This is a genomic window from Streptomyces sp. NPDC001530 (assembly GCF_042894545.1).
Classification (GTDB): Bacteria; Actinomycetota; Actinomycetes; order Streptomycetales; family Streptomycetaceae; genus Streptomyces.
This window is the reverse complement of sequence record NZ_JBIAVS010000034.1, coordinates 1-17,423: the sequence shown is the minus strand read 5'-3', so window position 1 is coordinate 17,423 and position 17,423 is coordinate 1. Positions and strand designations below refer to the sequence as shown.

The 17,423-nt window shown below is 70.0% G+C and carries 20 protein-coding genes; 7 read left to right on the top strand and 13 right to left on the bottom strand.

The annotated features are described in order from the left end of the window. Positions 1-184: 184 nt before the first annotated feature. Genes ACFY0T_RS44765 through ACFY0T_RS44755 form a run of 3 tightly spaced genes read right to left on the bottom strand, consistent with a single transcriptional unit; the run spans position 185 to position 2,615 of the window. Positions 185-1,039 (bottom strand): hypothetical protein, encoded by an 855-nt coding sequence (locus ACFY0T_RS44765; RefSeq protein ID WP_388884302.1) that lies wholly within the window; start codon positions 1,037-1,039, stop codon positions 185-187. Beyond that, positions 1,036-1,872: a hypothetical protein gene (locus ACFY0T_RS44760; RefSeq protein WP_388884301.1), complete on the bottom strand. Its 837-nt coding sequence runs from the start codon at positions 1,870-1,872 to the stop codon at positions 1,036-1,038. Before ACFY0T_RS44760 ends, ACFY0T_RS44765 begins: the two co-directional genes overlap by 4 nt. A gap of 50 nt (positions 1,873-1,922) precedes the next feature. Then, positions 1,923-2,615, bottom strand: a complete 693-nt coding sequence (locus tag ACFY0T_RS44755; protein WP_388884300.1) for a hypothetical protein — start codon at positions 2,613-2,615, stop codon at positions 1,923-1,925. 234 nt (positions 2,616-2,849) lie between these two features. Between ACFY0T_RS44755 and ACFY0T_RS44750 the strand changes: the two genes are divergently transcribed. Continuing rightward, positions 2,850-3,212, top strand: a complete 363-nt coding sequence (locus tag ACFY0T_RS44750) for a DsrE family protein (RefSeq protein ID WP_388884299.1) — start codon at positions 2,850-2,852, stop codon at positions 3,210-3,212. Here the strand turns inward: ACFY0T_RS44750 and ACFY0T_RS44745 are convergent. The 9 genes from ACFY0T_RS44745 to ACFY0T_RS44705 all read right to left on the bottom strand — a co-directional run bounded on the left by ACFY0T_RS44745 (position 3,206) and on the right by ACFY0T_RS44705 (position 9,092). Beyond that, on the bottom strand, positions 3,206-3,643 hold the full coding sequence (locus ACFY0T_RS44745; protein WP_388884298.1) for a VOC family protein: 438 nt from the start codon (positions 3,641-3,643) through the stop codon (positions 3,206-3,208). The two genes, ACFY0T_RS44750 and ACFY0T_RS44745, sit on opposite strands and share 7 nt — an antisense overlap. A 63-nt stretch (positions 3,644-3,706) precedes the next feature. Continuing rightward, entirely contained in the window at positions 3,707-3,967 is a 261-nt protein-coding gene (locus ACFY0T_RS44740; RefSeq protein WP_388884297.1) for a DUF3099 domain-containing protein, read from the bottom strand. A gap of 255 nt (positions 3,968-4,222) precedes the next feature. Continuing rightward, positions 4,223-4,510: a DUF1416 domain-containing protein gene (locus tag ACFY0T_RS44735; RefSeq protein ID WP_054232391.1), complete on the bottom strand. Its 288-nt coding sequence runs from the start codon at positions 4,508-4,510 to the stop codon at positions 4,223-4,225. A 38-nt stretch (positions 4,511-4,548) separates the two neighbouring features. Next, positions 4,549-5,394 (bottom strand): sulfurtransferase, encoded by an 846-nt coding sequence (locus ACFY0T_RS44730; protein WP_388884296.1) that lies wholly within the window; start codon positions 5,392-5,394, stop codon positions 4,549-4,551. A 144-nt stretch (positions 5,395-5,538) separates the two neighbouring features. Continuing rightward, positions 5,539-5,619, bottom strand: a complete 81-nt coding sequence (locus ACFY0T_RS44725) for a putative leader peptide (protein WP_350310325.1) — start codon at positions 5,617-5,619, stop codon at positions 5,539-5,541. 210 nt (positions 5,620-5,829) lie between these two features. Continuing rightward, positions 5,830-6,573, bottom strand: coding sequence for a DUF2993 domain-containing protein (locus ACFY0T_RS44720; protein ID WP_388884295.1), 744 nt, complete (start codon positions 6,571-6,573; stop codon positions 5,830-5,832). A gap of 166 nt (positions 6,574-6,739) precedes the next feature. Beyond that, positions 6,740-7,921, bottom strand: a complete 1,182-nt coding sequence (locus tag ACFY0T_RS44715; protein WP_388884294.1) for a hypothetical protein — start codon at positions 7,919-7,921, stop codon at positions 6,740-6,742. An 8-nt stretch (positions 7,922-7,929) separates the two neighbouring features. Beyond that, positions 7,930-8,184, bottom strand: coding sequence for a MoaD/ThiS family protein (locus ACFY0T_RS44710; protein WP_388884293.1), 255 nt, complete (start codon positions 8,182-8,184; stop codon positions 7,930-7,932). A 56-nt stretch (positions 8,185-8,240) separates the two neighbouring features. Next, the gene (locus ACFY0T_RS44705) at positions 8,241-9,092 is read right to left on the bottom strand and encodes an alpha/beta hydrolase (protein ID WP_388884292.1); all 852 of its coding nucleotides are present in this window, start codon (positions 9,090-9,092) and stop codon (positions 8,241-8,243) included. A 252-nt stretch (positions 9,093-9,344) separates the two neighbouring features. On the opposite strand from ACFY0T_RS44705, the gene ACFY0T_RS44700 reads away from it, so the two are divergent. Both ACFY0T_RS44700 and ACFY0T_RS44695 read left to right on the top strand, forming a co-directional pair. Next, entirely contained in the window at positions 9,345-10,163 is an 819-nt protein-coding gene (locus ACFY0T_RS44700; protein ID WP_388884291.1) for a response regulator transcription factor, read from the top strand. 23 nt (positions 10,164-10,186) lie between these two features. Beyond that, a complete protein-coding gene (locus ACFY0T_RS44695) occupies positions 10,187-11,209 on the top strand; it encodes a LacI family DNA-binding transcriptional regulator (protein WP_388884290.1) in 1,023 nt (340 codons plus the stop codon). Between the two features lie 78 nt (positions 11,210-11,287). Here ACFY0T_RS44695 and ACFY0T_RS44690 read toward each other — a convergent pair whose 3' ends face one another. After that, positions 11,288-13,039, bottom strand: coding sequence for a trypsin-like serine protease (locus ACFY0T_RS44690; protein ID WP_388884289.1), 1,752 nt, complete (start codon positions 13,037-13,039; stop codon positions 11,288-11,290). A gap of 386 nt (positions 13,040-13,425) precedes the next feature. On the opposite strand from ACFY0T_RS44690, the gene ACFY0T_RS44685 reads away from it, so the two are divergent. From ACFY0T_RS44685 to ACFY0T_RS44670, 4 genes are all read left to right on the top strand, one after another. Beyond that, positions 13,426-14,628: a S1C family serine protease gene (locus tag ACFY0T_RS44685; RefSeq protein WP_388884288.1), complete on the top strand. Its 1,203-nt coding sequence runs from the start codon at positions 13,426-13,428 to the stop codon at positions 14,626-14,628. Positions 14,629-14,654: 26 nt separating this feature from the next. After that, positions 14,655-14,930 (top strand): hypothetical protein, encoded by a 276-nt coding sequence (locus tag ACFY0T_RS44680; protein ID WP_388884287.1) that lies wholly within the window; start codon positions 14,655-14,657, stop codon positions 14,928-14,930. A gap of 98 nt (positions 14,931-15,028) precedes the next feature. Further along, positions 15,029-15,760 carry a response regulator transcription factor gene (locus ACFY0T_RS44675; RefSeq protein ID WP_388884286.1) on the top strand — a complete coding sequence of 244 codons (732 nt, stop codon included), beginning with the start codon at positions 15,029-15,031 and terminating at the stop codon, positions 15,758-15,760. Beyond that, positions 15,757-17,220 (top strand): ATP-binding protein, encoded by a 1,464-nt coding sequence (locus ACFY0T_RS44670; RefSeq protein ID WP_388884285.1) that lies wholly within the window; start codon positions 15,757-15,759, stop codon positions 17,218-17,220. Before ACFY0T_RS44675 ends, ACFY0T_RS44670 begins: the two co-directional genes overlap by 4 nt. The last annotated feature ends 203 nt before the right edge of the window (positions 17,221-17,423 follow it).

The window sequence follows — 17,423 nt, the reverse complement described above, 5'->3', positions numbered from 1 at the left end:
TCACGGCCAGCCCGGCGAAGGCGAGCACGCCGACGCAGACCAGGACCAGCAGGGTTTCGAAGAAGATCTCCACGGGTGCTCCTCGGATGAGCGGGGTTGCGGTGTACACAAGAGCCGGGCCCCAGCTTACGCGGCCGGGGCCCGGCCCTCTTTGTCAGGTGCACCCAAGTGCACCCAGGCGGGCTCAGCCGAGCAGCTGGCTCTGCAGGATCACCGTCTGCTGGAACGGGACCGCCCGCGCGGTGCCCTTCCGGGACTGGACGATCAGCGCGAGGGTGTCCCCGGCGGAGAGATACGCCTGACGGACCTGTTCGGCGCCGTACGGCTTGCTCTCCACGTACGAGAACCGCGTGATGTCGTCGACTGCGGCACGCTCCGGGAACTGCTCGTCCCGCTCGGTCTCCGCGGCCCCGCGCACCGCGTACTGCGGGGAGTCGTAGTTCGCGAGCTCGGTGCTGATCAGCTCGTCCGCGACGGCCGCGGTGTCGAACTGCAGCAGGTAGATCCGCGTACGCGTACCGTCCTCGGTGGTCCAGCCGCGCGCGGCGATGTGCCGCAGACCGTAGTCGGTCATCTTCTGCCCGACGGTCTCCCGGTCCGCCTTCTCGGCGTACTCCGCCAGGAAGGTCTTCCTCGCCAGCCAGCCGTCCTCGCCGCGCAGCGCCGCGTCGCCCTTCGCGCCCTTGGGGGCGGGGAGGAGCAGCTTGCGCAGGTCGGCGTAGTGGGTGCCGGCCTTGTTCGCCTCGACGAGCGGGCCGGGACTGCCGGACGGCAGCGGCGGCTTGACGATGGTCGGGTAGTCCCAGCGGCCGTCCGACTCCGTCGCCAGACCGGGTACGCCGGTGCGCTCCATCCGCGTGATGCCGTACGCGGCCGACGTGCCGACCGCGCCGAAAACCACCACGGCGGCGGTCCAGCGCAGCACGGCGCGCAGGACCCGGCGGTCCTTCTTCACCCGGGGTGCCGGGGGTTCGACGGCCATGGGCGGGGCCTCGGGCATCGGCGGCAGGTACGCCTGTTGCTCGGTCTGCTCGGTCATACCGCCTCCCCCGGCTCAACGATGCGGTCGAGCTGCTCGCGCAGGAGCGCCGCGACCCCCTTGGTGTTCAGTGGCTTGGCCGCCTCCGCCGTGACGCTGACCAGCACGTCGCCCTCGTAGGCGGAGCAGTACATCACGTCGATCTCGTCGTCGGCGTCCTTGGGCGGCAGGAAGCACTCGGCGTTCTTGTGGCCCTCGATCTTCGGTCCCTTGCGGAAGATGGAGAGAGCGTCGAGGAACTCGTTCTGGAACGTCGACATGTTCCGGACCGCCCTCTTGTCCTCCATCTGCATCAGCTCGACGCTCACGGTGAAGGCCCGCTCGGCGTAGACCGGGGAATCGCCCGCGTTCGCCGTGCTCAGGTAGCTGCGCATCACCATGCCCTTGGTGTGCTGCTTGTCGATCTGCTTCTCCAGCCGCCGCCGCTGGGAGCGGGGCAGATCGCGGATCGACTCCTTGCGCAGGGCGGCGGCCTCGCCCCCGCTGAGCGCGGCGTCGGAGCCGAACTCGGCGATGTCCGGGCCCCGGCTCCAGCCGTCGGTCTCGTACGGCACGAGCATGGCCGCGAGCCCCGAGGCCGCCTTCGCCTTCTTGGCGTCCTGCTTCGCGGCCTTCGGGAACTTCCAGACCGGCGCGCCCGCGTCACGGTCGGCGTCCTGGACGGTCACGACGGTGTAGCCGGTGCCACCGATGACGGCGCCGACGAGGAGGACGGAAGCGGCGACGGCGGCGATACGGCCGCGACGGCCGGGCTTCTTCGTCTCCGGAGCGGCTTCGGGCGCGGGCTCCGGAGTGACCTCAGGTGCCTCAGGTGCCTCAGGTACGGAATCCACGGGCTGTACGGGCTCCACGGGTCCCGGTGTTGTCGATTGCTCCTCGGTCGTCACAGCCGCTCCATCTGCCGCTTGGCCAGGTCCATGATCTTCGCCTTGGAGATCGGCTTGGCGTCGTAGATCCAGATCTCCATGGCGATGTCACCGCGCCAGGCGTGCGCCTGCGCCTTGTACAGCGGCAGGTACCCGGCCTTCCGCTCGGGCTGGTCGCTGACGTAGGCCATGCCGTCGCCCGTGCCGGGAATGGGCCAGGCGCTGGTGTCGTCCACGTTCCAGTCGCCGACCCTGTCGGCGGCGGCGAGGCTCTCCTCCTGGCGGTACTGCACGAGCCGGATCTCGACGGTCTGAGTGGTGCCCATGCGCCACTCGACACCCGCCGCACGACGGAACTGGTCGGCGAGCAGGCCTCTGAACTCGCCGTCCGAGTTCTTGAGCTGGTCCGCGTAGTCGGCGGTGTCCAGCCAGCCGTCATCGCCCGCCGGGAACTGCGGGTCCCGCGCCCCCTTAGGCCGCTTGATCAGCAGCTTGCGCAGGTCGCCGTCGGTCTTCACCCGACGGTCCTGGGCGGCCGACAGGGGCTCGGGGCCCGCGCCCTTGGCCTGCGCGACCACCGGCTGGGACAGGGACGCCAGCTTGGTGGGCTCGCGGTCGGCTTGGACCAGATAGCCGGCACAGGTACCGGCGACGAGCCCGAGCACGGCGGCGGTGGCGATCAGCAGGGTCGTACGCCCGCGTCGACGCACGCGCGCTTCAGGCACCTCCGGTGCTTTTGGCGCTTCCGACTCTTGCGGCACCTGAAGTACTTCAGGTGCCGCGGGTGTTTCAGGTCTTTCAGGTACTTCTGGTGTTTCCGAGACTTCCAAGACGTCCCCCCACGGAACGTGAAGCGCGGATTCCGTATCCGCGCGCACAGGAGACCCATGGCTGACGCATGAAGTTGCACGGGAGTTGATTACGATTCGGACTACCATTCGGCCATGGCGAAGAAGCTCGTGATCAAGGTGACGGCGGGGGCCGATGCCCCGGAGCGCTGCTCACAGGCGTTCACCGTCGCGGCCGTGGCCGTGGCCAGTGGCGTCGATGTCTCTCTCTGGCTGACCGGCGAGTCCTCGTGGTTCGCGCTGCCGGGCCGCGCCGCAGAGTTCGAGCTTCCGCACGCGGCGCCGCTGCCCGACCTGATCGACTCGATCCTGGCCGCAGGGCGCATCACGCTCTGCACGCAGTGCGCGGCCCGCCGCGCGATCACGGAGAAGGACGTCCTGGAGGGCGTACGCATCGCTGGCGCCCAGGTGTTCGTGCAGGAGGCGCTGGGGGACGAGACGCAGGCACTCGTCTACTGAGTCGCCCGATTATTGGTCGCGTGACGCGTGTGCCGCGGCCGACGCCTCCCGTGCTTCTCATGCGTGTGCACCCAGAGGCAGAAGGGGTGCCCCGCCGGGTCGAAGAAGACCCGTACGTGCTCCTGGGGCTGGTATTCGGCGAGCCTGGCCCCCTCGGCGAGGGCGCGCGCCGTCTCCGAGGCCAGGTCGTCGACCTCGATGTCGAGGTGCATCATCATCCGCTGGTCGCCGGGGCCCGCCGGCCACACGGGCGGCGTGTAGAGCCGCTCGGTCTCGAAGGCGAGCGCGGTGCCGCCGTACGACGGGCCGATGAGCACCCAGTCCGGCTCCTCCGCGCGCTTCACGTAGCCGAGCAACCGCATGTAGAAGTCGGCCAGCGCGTGCGCGTCGGGCGCGTCGAGCACCACGGTGGACAATCTCGTAAGCGACATATGCGCCTTTCTCATGCCGTCTACTGCCGCCGCTACCGGCCTGCTACCGCCGCTGTCGCCCGTCTACTGCCGCGGCTTCTTGCCGTCCAGCTCGTCCCACCACTCGTCGGACTTGGGGTCACCGGACGGGTCGTCCCACCACCGGTCCTCCGGCCCGCGCCGATTGGCTACCATCGCGGCCAGCGGCGGAATCACCATGGCCACCACACACATCCCGACAGCCACGGGAACCGACCACAGCCGCACGACTCCCCAGGCCAGGACGAAGAGCCCGATGCACGTCCCCATCATGGCGAAGTACACATGCCGCCGTCGCGCGTACATGCATCCAGCGTAGGCCCGGGAAAGCTGTCCGGCACAAGGCCGCGCAGGCCGACAGCTCCCACCTCACGGGCGCACCGGACCACCCCCGACGGACAGAGTCCGGCGCAGCGCCCGGAAGCCTGCGAAGCAGTGCGAGAGGCGCGTCAAAGAGGGGTCACCTGCCGCCGTCGCGGGCCTGACAAGCCGAAGGGCCGCACCCCGATCCGGTAAGCGTCCAACCCCCGGGGGTGCGGCCCTTCGGCCGTTCTTTGCGCGTCAGACGGCGATCGCGACCTCCGCGAGGCCACCCGTCTGGGCGACGACCGTACGGTCGGCGGTGCCGCCGGGCACCAGGGCCCGCACGGTCCACGTGCCCTCGGCCGCGTAGAAGCGGAACTGTCCGGTGGCCGAGGTCGGGACCTCGGCGGTGAACTCGCCGGTCGAGTCCAGGAGGCGGACGTAACCCGTCACCGGCTCGCCGTCCCGGGTCACCTGGCCCTGGATCGTGGTCTCACCGGGCTTGATCGTCGAGGCGTCGGGGCCGCCTGCCTTCGCTCCACACATATTTCGATTCCGTCCTTCAGTCCTTCAGGCCTTGAGGGTTACTTGTTGGCGCCGAGCTCGATCGGGACGCCGACCAGGGAGCCGTACTCGGTCCAGGAGCCGTCGTAGTTCTTGACGTTCTCCACGCCGAGCAGCTCGTGCAGCACGAACCAGGTGAGCGCGGAACGCTCACCGATGCGGCAGTACGCGATGGTGTCCGTGGCGAGGTCGACCTGCTCCGCGGCGTAGAGCTCCTTGAGCTCGTCGTCCGACTTGAAGGTGCCGTCGTCGTTGGCGTTCTTCGACCACGGGATGTTGCGGGCGGTCGGGACGTGACCCGGACGCTGCGACTGCTCCTGCGGCAGGTGGGCCGGGGCGAGCAGCTTGCCGCTGAACTCGTCGGGCGAGCGGACGTCGACCAGGTTCTGCGAGCCGATCGCGGCGACGACGTCGTCACGGAAGGCGCGGATCGCGGTGTTCTGCGCCTTGGCCTTGTAGTCGGTGGCGGCGCGGTCGGGCAGCTGCGAGCCGTCGACCAGGTCGCGGGAGTCGAGCTCCCACTTCTTGCGGCCGCCGTCGAGGAGCTTCACGTTCTCGTGGCCGTACAGCTTGAAGTACCAGTAGGCGTACGAGGCGAACCAGTTGTTGTTGCCGCCGTAGAGGACGACCAGGGTGTCGTTGCCGATGCCCTTCGACGAGAGGAGCTTCTCGAAGCCCTCCTGGTCGATGAAGTCACGGCGGACCGGGTCCTGGAGGTCCTTGGTCCAGTCGATCCGGATGGCGTTCTTGATGTGGTTCTTCTCGTACGCGGACGTGTCCTCGTCGACCTCGACGATGGCCACGCTCGGGTCGTCCAGGTGGTCCTGGACCCAGTCGGCGTCTACCAGGACGTCGCTGCGGCTCATGCTCTTTCTCCTCCGGGGCAGTTGCGGCGGGGCGGTGCGTTAGAGAGGGGTGCGCGGTCATGCCGGTGACGGCCGTGAGGCGCAGGGGCGGCCCTGACAAGAGGGGTCGAAGGGCCCGGCTCGCGGAAGGACGAACGCTTCCGCTCAGAAGGTGCGACAGAGCATGGCGGCGACGCGGCACAGGTCGACTGCCCGCCGCTTCGTGAGATCCGCCTGTCGCTTCATGACGTCGATCGTAGGGACGGACAGGCGGCCATGTCACCGGCGTGTCGGATCCTGAGACGCGATCGTCCGCAATGCGAGACGCGAGGAAGGTCGAGGTCGCGCCCGCCCCGGTTCCGAGCGCCTGTAGCCGTCGTCACATCGACATCGCATCTGCTGATCGGACGGGGCCGTCTCGCCTTTCGGACAACCGGCCCTCCTCCCCGGCGCTTCCTACCCGACCAGCTTGACGTCCGAACCCTTCACCGAGATGTCGACGCCGTTCTTCGCCGCCTGGACCTTGTCCAGCTGGATGCCGCCGGGCAGTTCGTCGATCTTCTGCTGGAAGTCGGTGATCGCGCGGATCCGGCCCTCGGCGAGCTCGACGCCCAGCTTGGGCAGGGAGTCGGCGTGCACCCTCACCGTGTCGCCCGAGACCGTGACGGAGCTGAGGACGGAGACCGGCTGGGGCAGCTTGGTGCCGAGGACGGTGGCCTCGACCGTGACCTTGATCTTGCCGTTGCCGCCGTCGGAGAGGCCGATCACCTGGGCGGTGACACCTGAGGCGACCTGGGTGGGCTCGGCCTTGGCGGCCTTGAGCAGCTCGTCGTACGCGATGGTCGCGGTGCCGGTGGCGCTGCTGGCCGTGGCGGAGCTGTAGTCGCCGCTGAAGGCGACGCCGTGCATCTCGGCGCTGAGGTCGTCGATGCGGATCGTGGAGGCGGCGGCGTTCGTACCGCCCGTCGGGGCCTCGTAGTTCTTGATGCCGATCTTCACGTCGTCGAGCTCGCCGCCGACGACCTGGGTGAGGAAGGGGAAGCCCTCGATGGACACGTCAGGGGTGCTGGCCAGGCCCTCGGTGCTCTTGATCCGGTCCGCCGCCTCGTCCTCCGCGAACCCGACCGCCACCCGGTCCGCGATCACGAACAGGCCGCCCAGAATCACGACGACGATCAGGATTATTCGCAGTGCGCGCATGCTGGGTGTTCCCCCACCTAGGACGGCCCGGTCTGGTCTGGATCTCAGCGACCTTGGTCTGGTCTCGACGACCGAGTGGCCGCCGATCGCGAGCCTAACCCCGAAGGGCCCCCGGAAAGGGGGCCCTTCAGCAGGGTTGTCGATCACCTGTGACGAAGCGCGGCGCCTAGCTCAGCGCGCGGCCCAGGAGGTAGACCGCCGGGGCCGCGGCGGCCAGCGGAAGGGCCACGCCCGCGGTGAAGTGGACGAACCGGGACGGGTAGTCGTAGCTCGCGACCCGGTGGCCGATCAGCGCGCAGACGCCCGCGCCGAGACCGAGGAAGGCGCCCTGCGTGCCCAGGTCGGTCATCCCGCCGACCGCGACACCGGCGCCCGCGGCGGCCAGCAGCGCCACCGCCACGGAAGCCGCCGTGGGCAGCGGCAGCGCGCGGGCGAGGATCGCCACGGCGACGGCGGCCGCGCCCACCGTGACGGCGTCCGGCTCCGCCGCGAGGTGTCCGGCCGCGACGATCGCGAGCGCCGCCGAGGCGACGGTCGCCATCAGGCCGTACATCCGGGTGTCCGGGTCGGCGTGGCTGCGCAGCTGCAGGACCAGGCTGAGCAGGACCCACACACCGAGGGTGCCGAGGATCGCGGCGGGCGCGTTCTCCCGGCCCGCGGCGAGCAGCGCCACGTCCGCGGTCACCGCGCCCAGGAACGCCAGCGCGATGCCCTGCCGGGCCGGCCACATCCCGTTCAGCCGGAACCATCCCGCCGCGGTGACGGCCTGCAACAGCACGAGCGGCACGACAAGCGCGTACTCCCCGATCGCCGCCGCACCCGACAACAGCAGCCCGAGCACCGCCGTGAGCGCCGCAGGCTGCATCCCGGGCTCGATGATCGGCGACCGCCCTTCGGCCCGCGCCCGCTGGGCATCGGTGACCCGGGAGTTACCAGTGACGGTCGGGGGCCCGTAGTCAGGGGTGTCCGGGGAGATGGGCGCGTTTTGAGGGGCCGGAGCGCCGGTGCCGTAGGCACTACCGCTTTGGGCAGTCGTCCCTTGGGCAAAGCCACCAGCGCCGGGTGCCTCGTGAGCAGGCGGCTCGTACCCGGGCGTCCACTCGGGCGCCGGCGCCTCCGGCGGCAGGGGCTGGGCGTAAGCGCCGTAGGAAGACGGCTCGCCGTACCCCTGCGGCGGCAGATACGCCGTATCCGCAGCCGACACCGGCGCCTGCGCCTGCGTCTCCCAGGTCTGCCCCTCCCACTGCTGCGTGTACTGCTGCCACTCGGGCTGCTGCTGCGCGGGCTGCTGAGGCTGCTGATACGGGTCGTACCCCTCGTACGGGGGCTCATACGGCTGGTTGCTCATCGTCTCGCTCACCCTCCTGCGAACGGCGGGAGCACCTCGACCGTGCCGCCCTCGGCCAGCCGTACCGTCTCATGCTCGCGGGTCCCCACGGGGTCGCCGTCGATGAGGAACGAGCATCGCCGCAGGACGCGGACGAGTTCGCCGGGGTGTCGCTCACGGGCCGCGTCGAGCGCCTCGGCGAGCGTGCTCGCGTCGTACGGCTCCTCGGCGACGCCTGCCGCGGCCTTGGCGGCGGCCCAGTAACGCACCGTGCCCTTTGCCATCTCGTTCCTCGGTAATCAGTGATCAGTGATCAGTGGTTTCTGTGAACACCGTCAGGCTAGCCCGCGTGCGCGGCGGCCCAGTCCCCGATGCGGGCCAGCAGCTCGTCGTCGGCCGCGTTCTCGGCGTGGCCCATGCCGTGTTCCAGCCACAGCTCGGCGTGGTCCCCGGAGGCGGCGGCGAGCATCCGCGGGTGGTCGACGGGGAAGTAGCCGTCCTGGTCGCCATGGACGATCAGAAGCGGTGTGGGCGCGATGAGGGGGACCGATTCGACGGGAGAGGCAGGCACCGGATCCCACTCCCGGTGGTGGATCCGGGTACGCAGCCCGTAGCGGCCCACGACCCGCCCCACCGGCCGCGTTACCAGCCAGTGCACCCGTCGCATAGGGGCCGTCCCCCGGTAGTACCAACGGGCCGGTGCGCTCACCGAAACCACCGCGTCCGTATGCGCTTCCGTGCGCCCCTCGTGCTTCTGCGCCGTGCCCCGGTGGATGGCGGCGTGCCGCAGCACCACCGACCCGCCCATCGAGAAGCCGACGGTCGCGACCCGCGTGTGCCCCAGCTCCCGCGCCCAGGCCACCGCGGCCGCCAGGTCGTGGACCTCGCGGTCGCCGACGGTGGAGCGGCCGCCGGAGGCGCCGTGACCACGGAAGGAGAAGGTGACGACCGCCGCACCGCGCCCGAGGACGCCCGCCGCGCGGCGCACGTGCGGGCGGTCCAGGTCGCCCGTGAAGCCGTGCGCGACGACGATCGCGAGGTTGCCAGAAGGCCGCGTTCCAGGGGCGTACGCCGCATCGATCGTCACCCCGTCGACCGTGCGCAGAAACCTCCGCAAAGGGGTGCGCGGCGCTGTCTCAAGGTGTGGACTATTGGAAGATCGCGTCACTTGACCTGCCGGACCTGAGCTCATGTGGGCTATTCTGCTGGGCAGAGGACTCGGGCAGCGTAGCCCCCGGGTCCTTTTGTGCTTTCGGAAGCGTTGTATACGAAGCGGGAAACCGCAGGTGTACGGGGCCTCGGAAGCATCGCGGATCCCAGGGGCGCGGGAGCCGCACGTACAGAGCAGTGCCGCAAACGTCCTCGCAGGGACCGAGGAGGAACCAGACGTTATGGGCGAGCGAACCGTGCACGAACGTAGGACGACCCAGGCAGGTGGGGCGCGATGAGTTCTCTGCTGCTCCTTACCAATGCCCTTCAGCCGTCGACGGAGGTGCTTCCCGCTCTCGGCCTGCTCCTGCACAACGTGCGAGTGGCTCCGGCGGAAGGCCCCGCACTCGTCGACACCCCGGGTGCCGACGTCATCCTGATCGACGGACGGCGGGATCTCCCGCAGGTCCGCAGCCTGTGTCAGCTGCTGCGGTCCACGGGCCCCGGCTGCCCGCTCATCCTCGTGGTCACCGAGGGCGGTCTCGCGGCCGTCACCGCCGACTGGGGCATCGACGACGTCCTGCTCGACACGGCCGGTCCCGCGGAGGTCGAGGCCCGGCTCCGGCTCGCCATGGGACGCCAGCAGATCGTCAACGACGACTCCCCCATGGAGATCCGCAACGGCGACCTCTCCGTCGACGAGGCGACGTACAGCGCGAAGCTCAAGGGCCGGGTCCTCGACCTGACCTTCAAGGAGTTCGAGCTCCTGAAGTACCTCGCACAGCACCCGGGCCGCGTCTTCACCCGCGCCCAGCTGCTCCAGGAGGTCTGGGGCTACGACTACTTCGGTGGCACGCGGACGGTCGACGTCCACGTACGACGGCTGCGCGCGAAGCTCGGACCCGAGCACGAGTCGCTGATCGGAACCGTCCGGAACGTCGGTTATCGATTCGTTACGCCTGAGAAGGTGGACCGCGCGGCGGACGAGGCGAGGGCCAAGGCGGCCCAGCCAAAGCCGGATGATGCGGACGAGACGGCGCACCTGGACGCCGTCGGCGCGGTGGAGGCCACCGCGGAGGCACAGGAAGCCGCCGTACGCCCTGCCCAGAGGTAGGTCCATCCGCGTAGACTCCGCGCGTGGCCAAGGTGACTAGGGATGATGTGGCGCGGCTGGCGGGTACTTCCACCGCCGTCGTCAGCTATGTCATCAACAACGGACCGAGGCCGGTTGCCCCGGCCACGCGCGAGCGCGTTCTCGCCGCGATCAAGGAGCTGGGGTACCGGCCCGACCGGGTCGCCCAGGCCATGGCGTCGCGGCGGACCGAGCTCATAGGCCTGATCATCCCGGATGCGCGCCAGCCGTTCTTCGGCGAGATGGCGCACGCGGTCGAACAGGCCGCCGCCGAGCGCGGAAAAATGGTGCTCGTCGGCAACACCGACTACATCGCCGAGCGCGAGGTCCACTATCTGCGGGCCTTCCTCGGCATGCGGGTCTCCGGGCTGATCCTCGTCAGCCACGCGCTGAACGACCACGCGGCCGCCGAGATCGACGCCTGGGACGCCCGCGTGGTGCTGCTGCACGAGCGGCCCGAGGCGATCGACGACGTCGCGGTCGTCACGGACGACCTCGGCGGCGCCCAGCTCGCCGTCCGCCACCTCCTTGAGCACGGGTACGACTACGTCGCCTGTCTCGGTGGTACGGCGGAGACACCCGCTGTCGGCGACCCGGTCTCCGACCACGTCGAGGGCTGGCGGCGCGCGATGCAGGAGGCCGGGATCTCCACGGAGGGGCGCCTCTTCGAGGCGCCGTACAACCGCTACGACGCGTACCAGGTCGCCCTGGGGCTGCTCGCCGGGCCGGACCGGCCGCCGGCCATTTTCTGCTCCACGGACGACCAGGCGATCGGTCTGCTGCGGGCCGCGCGCGAGCTGCGCATCGACGTGCCCGGGGAGCTGGCGGTGGCCGGCTTCGACGACGTCAAGGAAGCCGCGCTGACCGACCCGCCTCTGACAACGATTGCATCGGACCGGTCTGCCATGGCTCGTGCCGCGGTGGATCTTGTTCTGGACGATGGGCTACGGGTCGCGGGCTCGCGGCGCGAGCGGCTGAAGCTGTTCCCGTCGCGGTTGGTTGTACGAAGGTCCTGCGGCTGCGAGTAGTCGGCTATCTGCGGGCCGCCTGTGGCTGGTCGCGCAGTTCCCCAGGCCCCGTACGAGGCCCGGGGAACTCCGGGATTCCTAGAACAGCAGGTTGTACTGGTTGAAGCCCGTGCCCAGGCTCTTTCGGGAGCCGAAGAGGCTGCTGGATGCCTTGTTGGTGCCGGGGTAGAGCCAGAGCGTGCCGCCCGAGTCGCGGGTGATGACGTCGGCGATGCCGTCGCCCGTCACGTCGCCGTTGGAGACGTACGAGGTGAAGTTCCAGCCCGTACGCGCCTGGATTCGCGCGGCGAACGGCGCGTGCTCCACCTGGGTGCCCCTGTAGAGGTAGAGGACGCCGGAGCTGTTGCGGACCAGCAGGTCGGCGCGGCCGTCGCCGGACAGGTCGCCGTGGCCGAAGATCTTGACGTTCTTCCAGGCCCTGTCGACGACCTTGACGCGGCCGTAGAACTGGCCGGTGCCCTTGCCCGGGTAGAGGTAGACCGAGCCGTCGGCGTCCACCGCGAGGAGGTCGGGGCGGGCGTCACCGGTCATGTCGCCGGGGATGGCATACGACTTGTAGCCGCCCCACACCGTGCTGATCTGCATCCACTCGTACTCGCCGCTGGAGTGGTTCATGTAGCTGCGGTACAGCTTGCCGTCGCCCTTGTCGCGGACGATCAGGTCCTGGAAGAAGTCCCGGTCCAGGTCGGCCTGCAGGCCCCAGCTGATGCCCTGCCAGCCGGTGCCCTGGAAGGCGCGCTGCGCGAGCGAGGTGCCCTTGCTGTCCTGCTCGAACAGGCCGCCGGAGGGCGTGCGCTCGAGGATGTCGGCCTTGCCGTCGTAGGACAGGTCGGTGTCGTCGATGCGCGGCTGGGCGGCCCAGGCGTACGAGCCGACCTTGGTGAAGACCGGGTAGGCGCCCTTGGCGGTGCAGCCCTCGACACCCCAGGAGACGATGCCGATGATCTTGTTGCCGGCGATCACCGGGCCGCCGGAGTCACCGTTGCAGGGGCTCGTGGTGCCCTCGTCGGTGCCGGAGGCCGGGGTGCCCGCGCAGAACATCGAGCCCTCGATGAAGTCGTCCTCACCGAGGACGGTCTGCATGGCGCTGTTGCAGGTGGCGTCGTCGACGATCGGGAGGTCGGCCTTGCGCAGCTTCGCGGACAGCTCGGTTCCGGTGCCTGAGGTCAGGCCCCAGCCGTAGACCGTGGCGGTCGCACCCGGGCTGACGTACGCGAGGTCGTTGAGGTACGCCAGCCGCATCCACTTCTGTTCCAGCGGGCGGTCCAGGGTGAGGACCGCGATGTCGTTCTGGATGGTCGTGGAGTTGTAGCGCGGGTGGTTCCACTGCCGCCAGACGCCCGCGACGGTGCCGTTGGTGTCGTCGTACAGGTCGGTGGCCCCGGCCAGCACGGCACCGTTCTTCACCCAGTCCAGGCCCGCGACGCAGTGGGCCGCCGTCAGGACCTTGTTCGGGGCGACGAGGGTGCCGCCGCAGAAGTAGCCCGCGCCGGTGGAGTCGTCGTAGTAGGCGAGCTGGACCATCCAGGGGGCGGAGGAGATCGTCGTCTCGCTGCCGCCGATGATGAAGGGAGTCTTCTCCGGGGTCGTCTCCGGGGTCGCCTGGCCCTTGGCGGCCTCGATGACGCGGTCGCGCAGTTCCTTGTCGGAGGCGGTCGGCGTGGGGTTCGCGGACTGGGCGACGCTTGCGTCGGGCAGTCTTGGCGGGTTGTCGGCCGCGGTCGCGGGCTGCGCCGCGAGGGCGCCGGCGCAGGACAGCGCCAGCGCGAGGGCGGCCGCGGGCAACGCCGTGACAGGGCGTCTCAGACGGCCGCGCAGTGCACGTATCACTCAGGGCTCCTGGGGTGAGATGGGTGCGTGTGGTGTCGTAAGAGGCCCGAGAAGGGCGTACGACGCACCGGCCCGGTCGACGACAGCGACAGCAACCGCTTGCACGCGCGTGCGCTTGCTCGCTATCGCTTGCATCGATTCAGGCGTAACCGCGGAGCCCCCCTCCGGCGCGGAGATCGTAGGCCTCACACGTCCCGGCGCACACGGGCTTCACAGCAGGCAGACAAGTGTTCGTCCGCCGCGCTCCCTGTCATCACCCCGCCGCAACCCCCTGTTTCCCGGGCCCGACACCTTCCCGAGCGCCTTTATATCGGGCATACGAGGTTCTGTCGGGCTTCTCAGCGGGGACTCAGGGAGCTCTCATGATCGGGGGACAGTCTCTTTCCATGACCGAGAGCTTCCGCCGCAGCGGCGAGTACCCCCAGAGGGACGACCACCAGTCCCCGTACCCCCAGCAGCAGCACTCTTCCTCCCCCGTGAACCCGGAATGGCCTCCCCCGCCGGCGTACCAGCCGGTCGCGCCGGTCGCCGTCGAGCCGGGCACCACCGTGTGGCCGGGCTCGGGCTCCGGTCAGGGTGGGAACGGTGGCGAGGGCCACGGCGGTGGTGGCTACGCGGGTTACCCCGAGCCGGCCGCCGGCTCCACCGCGGTGCTCGCCGCGGCCCCGGTCCAGGCGGAGGCCCCCTCCTCCGCTCCCGCCAAGAAGCGCGCGAGGGGCCCGCTCGCCCTGCTCGCCGCCGTCGCGATAGTCGCCGCGGCCATCGGAGGCGGTACGGCGTACGGCATCCAGGAGCTGACCGGCAAGGACACCACGTCGAGCAGCACCAGCACCAACGTGGTGCCGACGGCCAAGAAGGGCACCGTCGCCGGGGTCGCCCAGGCGGTCAGCCCGAGCATCGTCGAGATCAGCGCGACCTCGAACGCGGGCTCGTCCACCGGTTCCGGCGTGATCATCACGACCGGCGGCGAGATCATCACCAACAACCACGTCGTCTCGGGCGCTTCCGAGATCAAGGTGCAGCTGAGCAACGGCAAGTCGTACACCGCGCAGGTCGTCGGCACCGACAGCAAGAAGGACCTCGCCCTCATCAAGATCGAGAACGCGCCGTCCGGCCTCACGGCGGCGACGCTGGGCAACTCCGACGGCGTCCAGGTCGGCGACCAGGTCGTCGCGATCGGCTCCCCCGAGGGGCTGACCGGCACCGTCACCAGCGGCATCGTCTCCGCGCTGGACCGTGACGTCACCGTCTCGACGGACGAGAGCCAGGGCCAGCAACAGCAGGGCGGCGGCAACGGCCAGTGGCCGTTCGAGTTCGGCGGCCGGCAGTTCAACGGCGACACCGGCTCGTCCACGACGACGTACAAGGCCCTCCAGACCGACGCCTCGCTGAACCCGGGCAACTCGGGCGGCGCCCTCATCGACATGAACGGCAACATCATCGGCATCAACTCCGCGATGTACTCGGCCGCTTCGGACTCGTCCTCGTCCTCGTCGAGCGCGGGCAGCGTCGGCCTCGGCTTTGCCATCCCGATCAACACCGTCAAGTCCGACCTGGCCGACCTGCGGGCCGGCGGCTCGGACAGCTGACGCAACGAACCCACCAGGAGGTCGTCATGATCAAGCGCGTCTCCCACACCGTGACGGACAGCAACCCGGCCGGATTCTCCCTGGCCCTGGAAGTGGCGTGCGAGCTGCACGCCCCGGCGACGCGGGCGCCTGAGGTGGCGGTCGCGGTCCAGGTCCCGGCCCAGGCTCATGCCCATGCCCATGCCCCGGCCTCGGCCCCGGTCCCGGTCCCGGTCCCGCAGATGATGGGTCTGCGGATGTCCGCCGGGCACCCGCACCGCCGCAGGGTCCCGTTGAACCGGCTCAGCCTGCTGGCGCGCTGAGCCGCGCCCGGCCCCCGCTGATCCTTTACGAACCAGCCCGGAAACATGCGAGGCTGAGAGTCCGGCCCCGTCCCACCCCACCCGAGGAACCCGAGCCCATGAGCCCCGCCGATGGCGACCGTGAATCCCAGCGCATCCTGATCGTCGACGACGAGCCGGCCGTGCGCGAAGCACTCCAGCGCAGCCTCGCGTTCGAGGGATACGACACCGAGGTCGCGGTCGACGGCGCGGACGCCCTGGAGAAGGCGACGGCCTACCAGCCCGACCTGGTCGTCCTGGACATCCAGATGCCCCGCATGGACGGCCTGACGGCGGCCCGCCGGATGCGGGGCGCGGGGACGACGACACCTATCCTGATGCTGACGGCCCGCGACACGGTCGGCGACCGGGTGACGGGCCTCGACGCGGGCGCCGACGACTACCTCGTCAAGCCCTTCGAACTCGACGAACTCTTCGCCCGCGTCCGGGCCCTGCTGCGCCGCAGTTCCTACGCGGCCGCGGCGGTCGGCACACAGGAGGACGACGCGCTCATCTTCGGCGACCTCCGCATGGACCTGGCGACCCGCGAGGTCACCCGCGCGGGCCGCCCCGTCGAACTGACGCGTACCGAATTCACCCTCCTGGAGATGTTCCTGGCCCACCCGCGCCAGGTCCTCACCCGCGAACAGATCCTCAAGGCGGTCTGGGGCTTCGACTTCGAGCCCTCCTCCAACTCCCTCGACGTGTACGTCATGTACCTGCGCCGCAAGACCGAGGCGGGCGGCGAGCCGCGCCTCGTGCACACCGTGCGGGGCGTGGGGTACGTGCTCCGGTCGGGCGGCGCGGAGTGATCCGCAGGTTCAGGTCACTTCCGCTGCGGTCCCGGCTGGCGCTGCTGGTGGCGGCGGCGGTGGCCTTCGCGGTGGCGGCGGTGTCGGTGACGTGTTGGTTCATCGTGCGGGGGAAGTTGTACGACGAGGTCGACAACCAGTTGGAGTCGGCGGCGACCCGTCCGCAGGGAGGCAAACTCCTCGACACCATCACCAATTGCGGGCAGTCGTCCGACCAGTCCGACGAATCGCCGACGGATCAGGGCGGCTTCCGTGCGGGGAGTGAGTACTACCTCCAGGTGGTCAAGGCGAACGGCGAGACCTGCGTCGCCTCCAACACGCCGGGCACAGTCAAGGTCACCAGTAGCGACACCGACCTGGCCAGGAACCCGAACCGCGGCATCTACCGCAATGGCACGGACACCAAGGGCAACCCCGTTCGGGTATTCACGGTTCCCCTGGTGATCAACGACCCCGGCGCCGGAGCCCCGACGGTGATCGACGATGCCGCGCTCCAGTACGCCTTCCCCCTCAAGGCCACCAACTCCACCCTCAACGAACTGGCCCTGCTCCTCCTCTTCGTCGGCGGCATAGGAGTCGTCGGCGCCGGAGCCGCGGGCCTCGCCGTGGCCCGCGCGGGTCTGCGCCCCGTCGACAAGCTCACCGAGGCCGTGGAACACGTGGCCCGCACCGAGGACCTCACCGTCCGTATCCCGGTGGAGGGCGACGACGAGATCGCGCGCCTGTCCGAGTCCTTCAACTCGATGACAGCCTCCCTGGCAAGCTCCCGCGAGCTCCAGCAACAACTCATCGCGGACGCGGGCCACGAACTCCGTACGCCGCTGACGTCGCTGCGCACGAACATCGAACTCCTCACCCGCAGCGAGGAGATGGGCCGCCCGATCCCCCCGGCGGACCGCAAGGCACTCCTCGCCTCCGTCACCGCGCAGATGACGGAACTGGCGGCCCTGATCGGCGACTTGCAGACGCTGTCCCGCTCGGATGCGGGGACGCCGACCAACGGCGTACAGGTGGTCGCGTTGCAGGACACGGTCGAGGCGGCGCTGCGCCGCGCCCGGCTGCGTGGCCCGGAGCTGACGATCACGGCGGACGTGCGGCCCTGGTTCGTACGGGCGGAACCGTCGGCCCTTGAGCGGGCCATCGTGAACATCCTGGACAACGCGGTGAAGTTCAGCCCCGAGGGCGGCACCGTCGACATCGTGCTCAAGGAAGGCGAACTGACCGTCCGCGACCACGGCCCCGGCATCCCCTCCGACGAACTCCCGCACGTCTTCGACCGCTTCTGGCGCTCCCCGAGCGCCCGCGCCCTGCCTGGCTCGGGCCTCGGCCTGTCCATCGTGGCCCGCACGGTGCAGCAGTCGGGCGGCGAGGTGTCGCTGACCCCCGCCGCGGGCGGCGGCACAGTGGCAACAATCCGCCTGCCAGGCGCCCCCACGGCCCCACCCGACCTCCCGTCATGAGCTCGCCCCTGATGAACGTCAGTGAATCCGACGGGGCAACGCCAAGTCCGGGCCCCGCCGACCACCCCGGCAGGGCCCAGCAACCCGTCTCAGCCTGCCTGTGACGGCGTCTGCTTGATGCCGTCGACGACGGCGCGGTTCATGATGGCGCTGGTGAACTTCACGGTGCCGGGCTTGATGAGGGCCTCCGTGCCGGTGTTCTG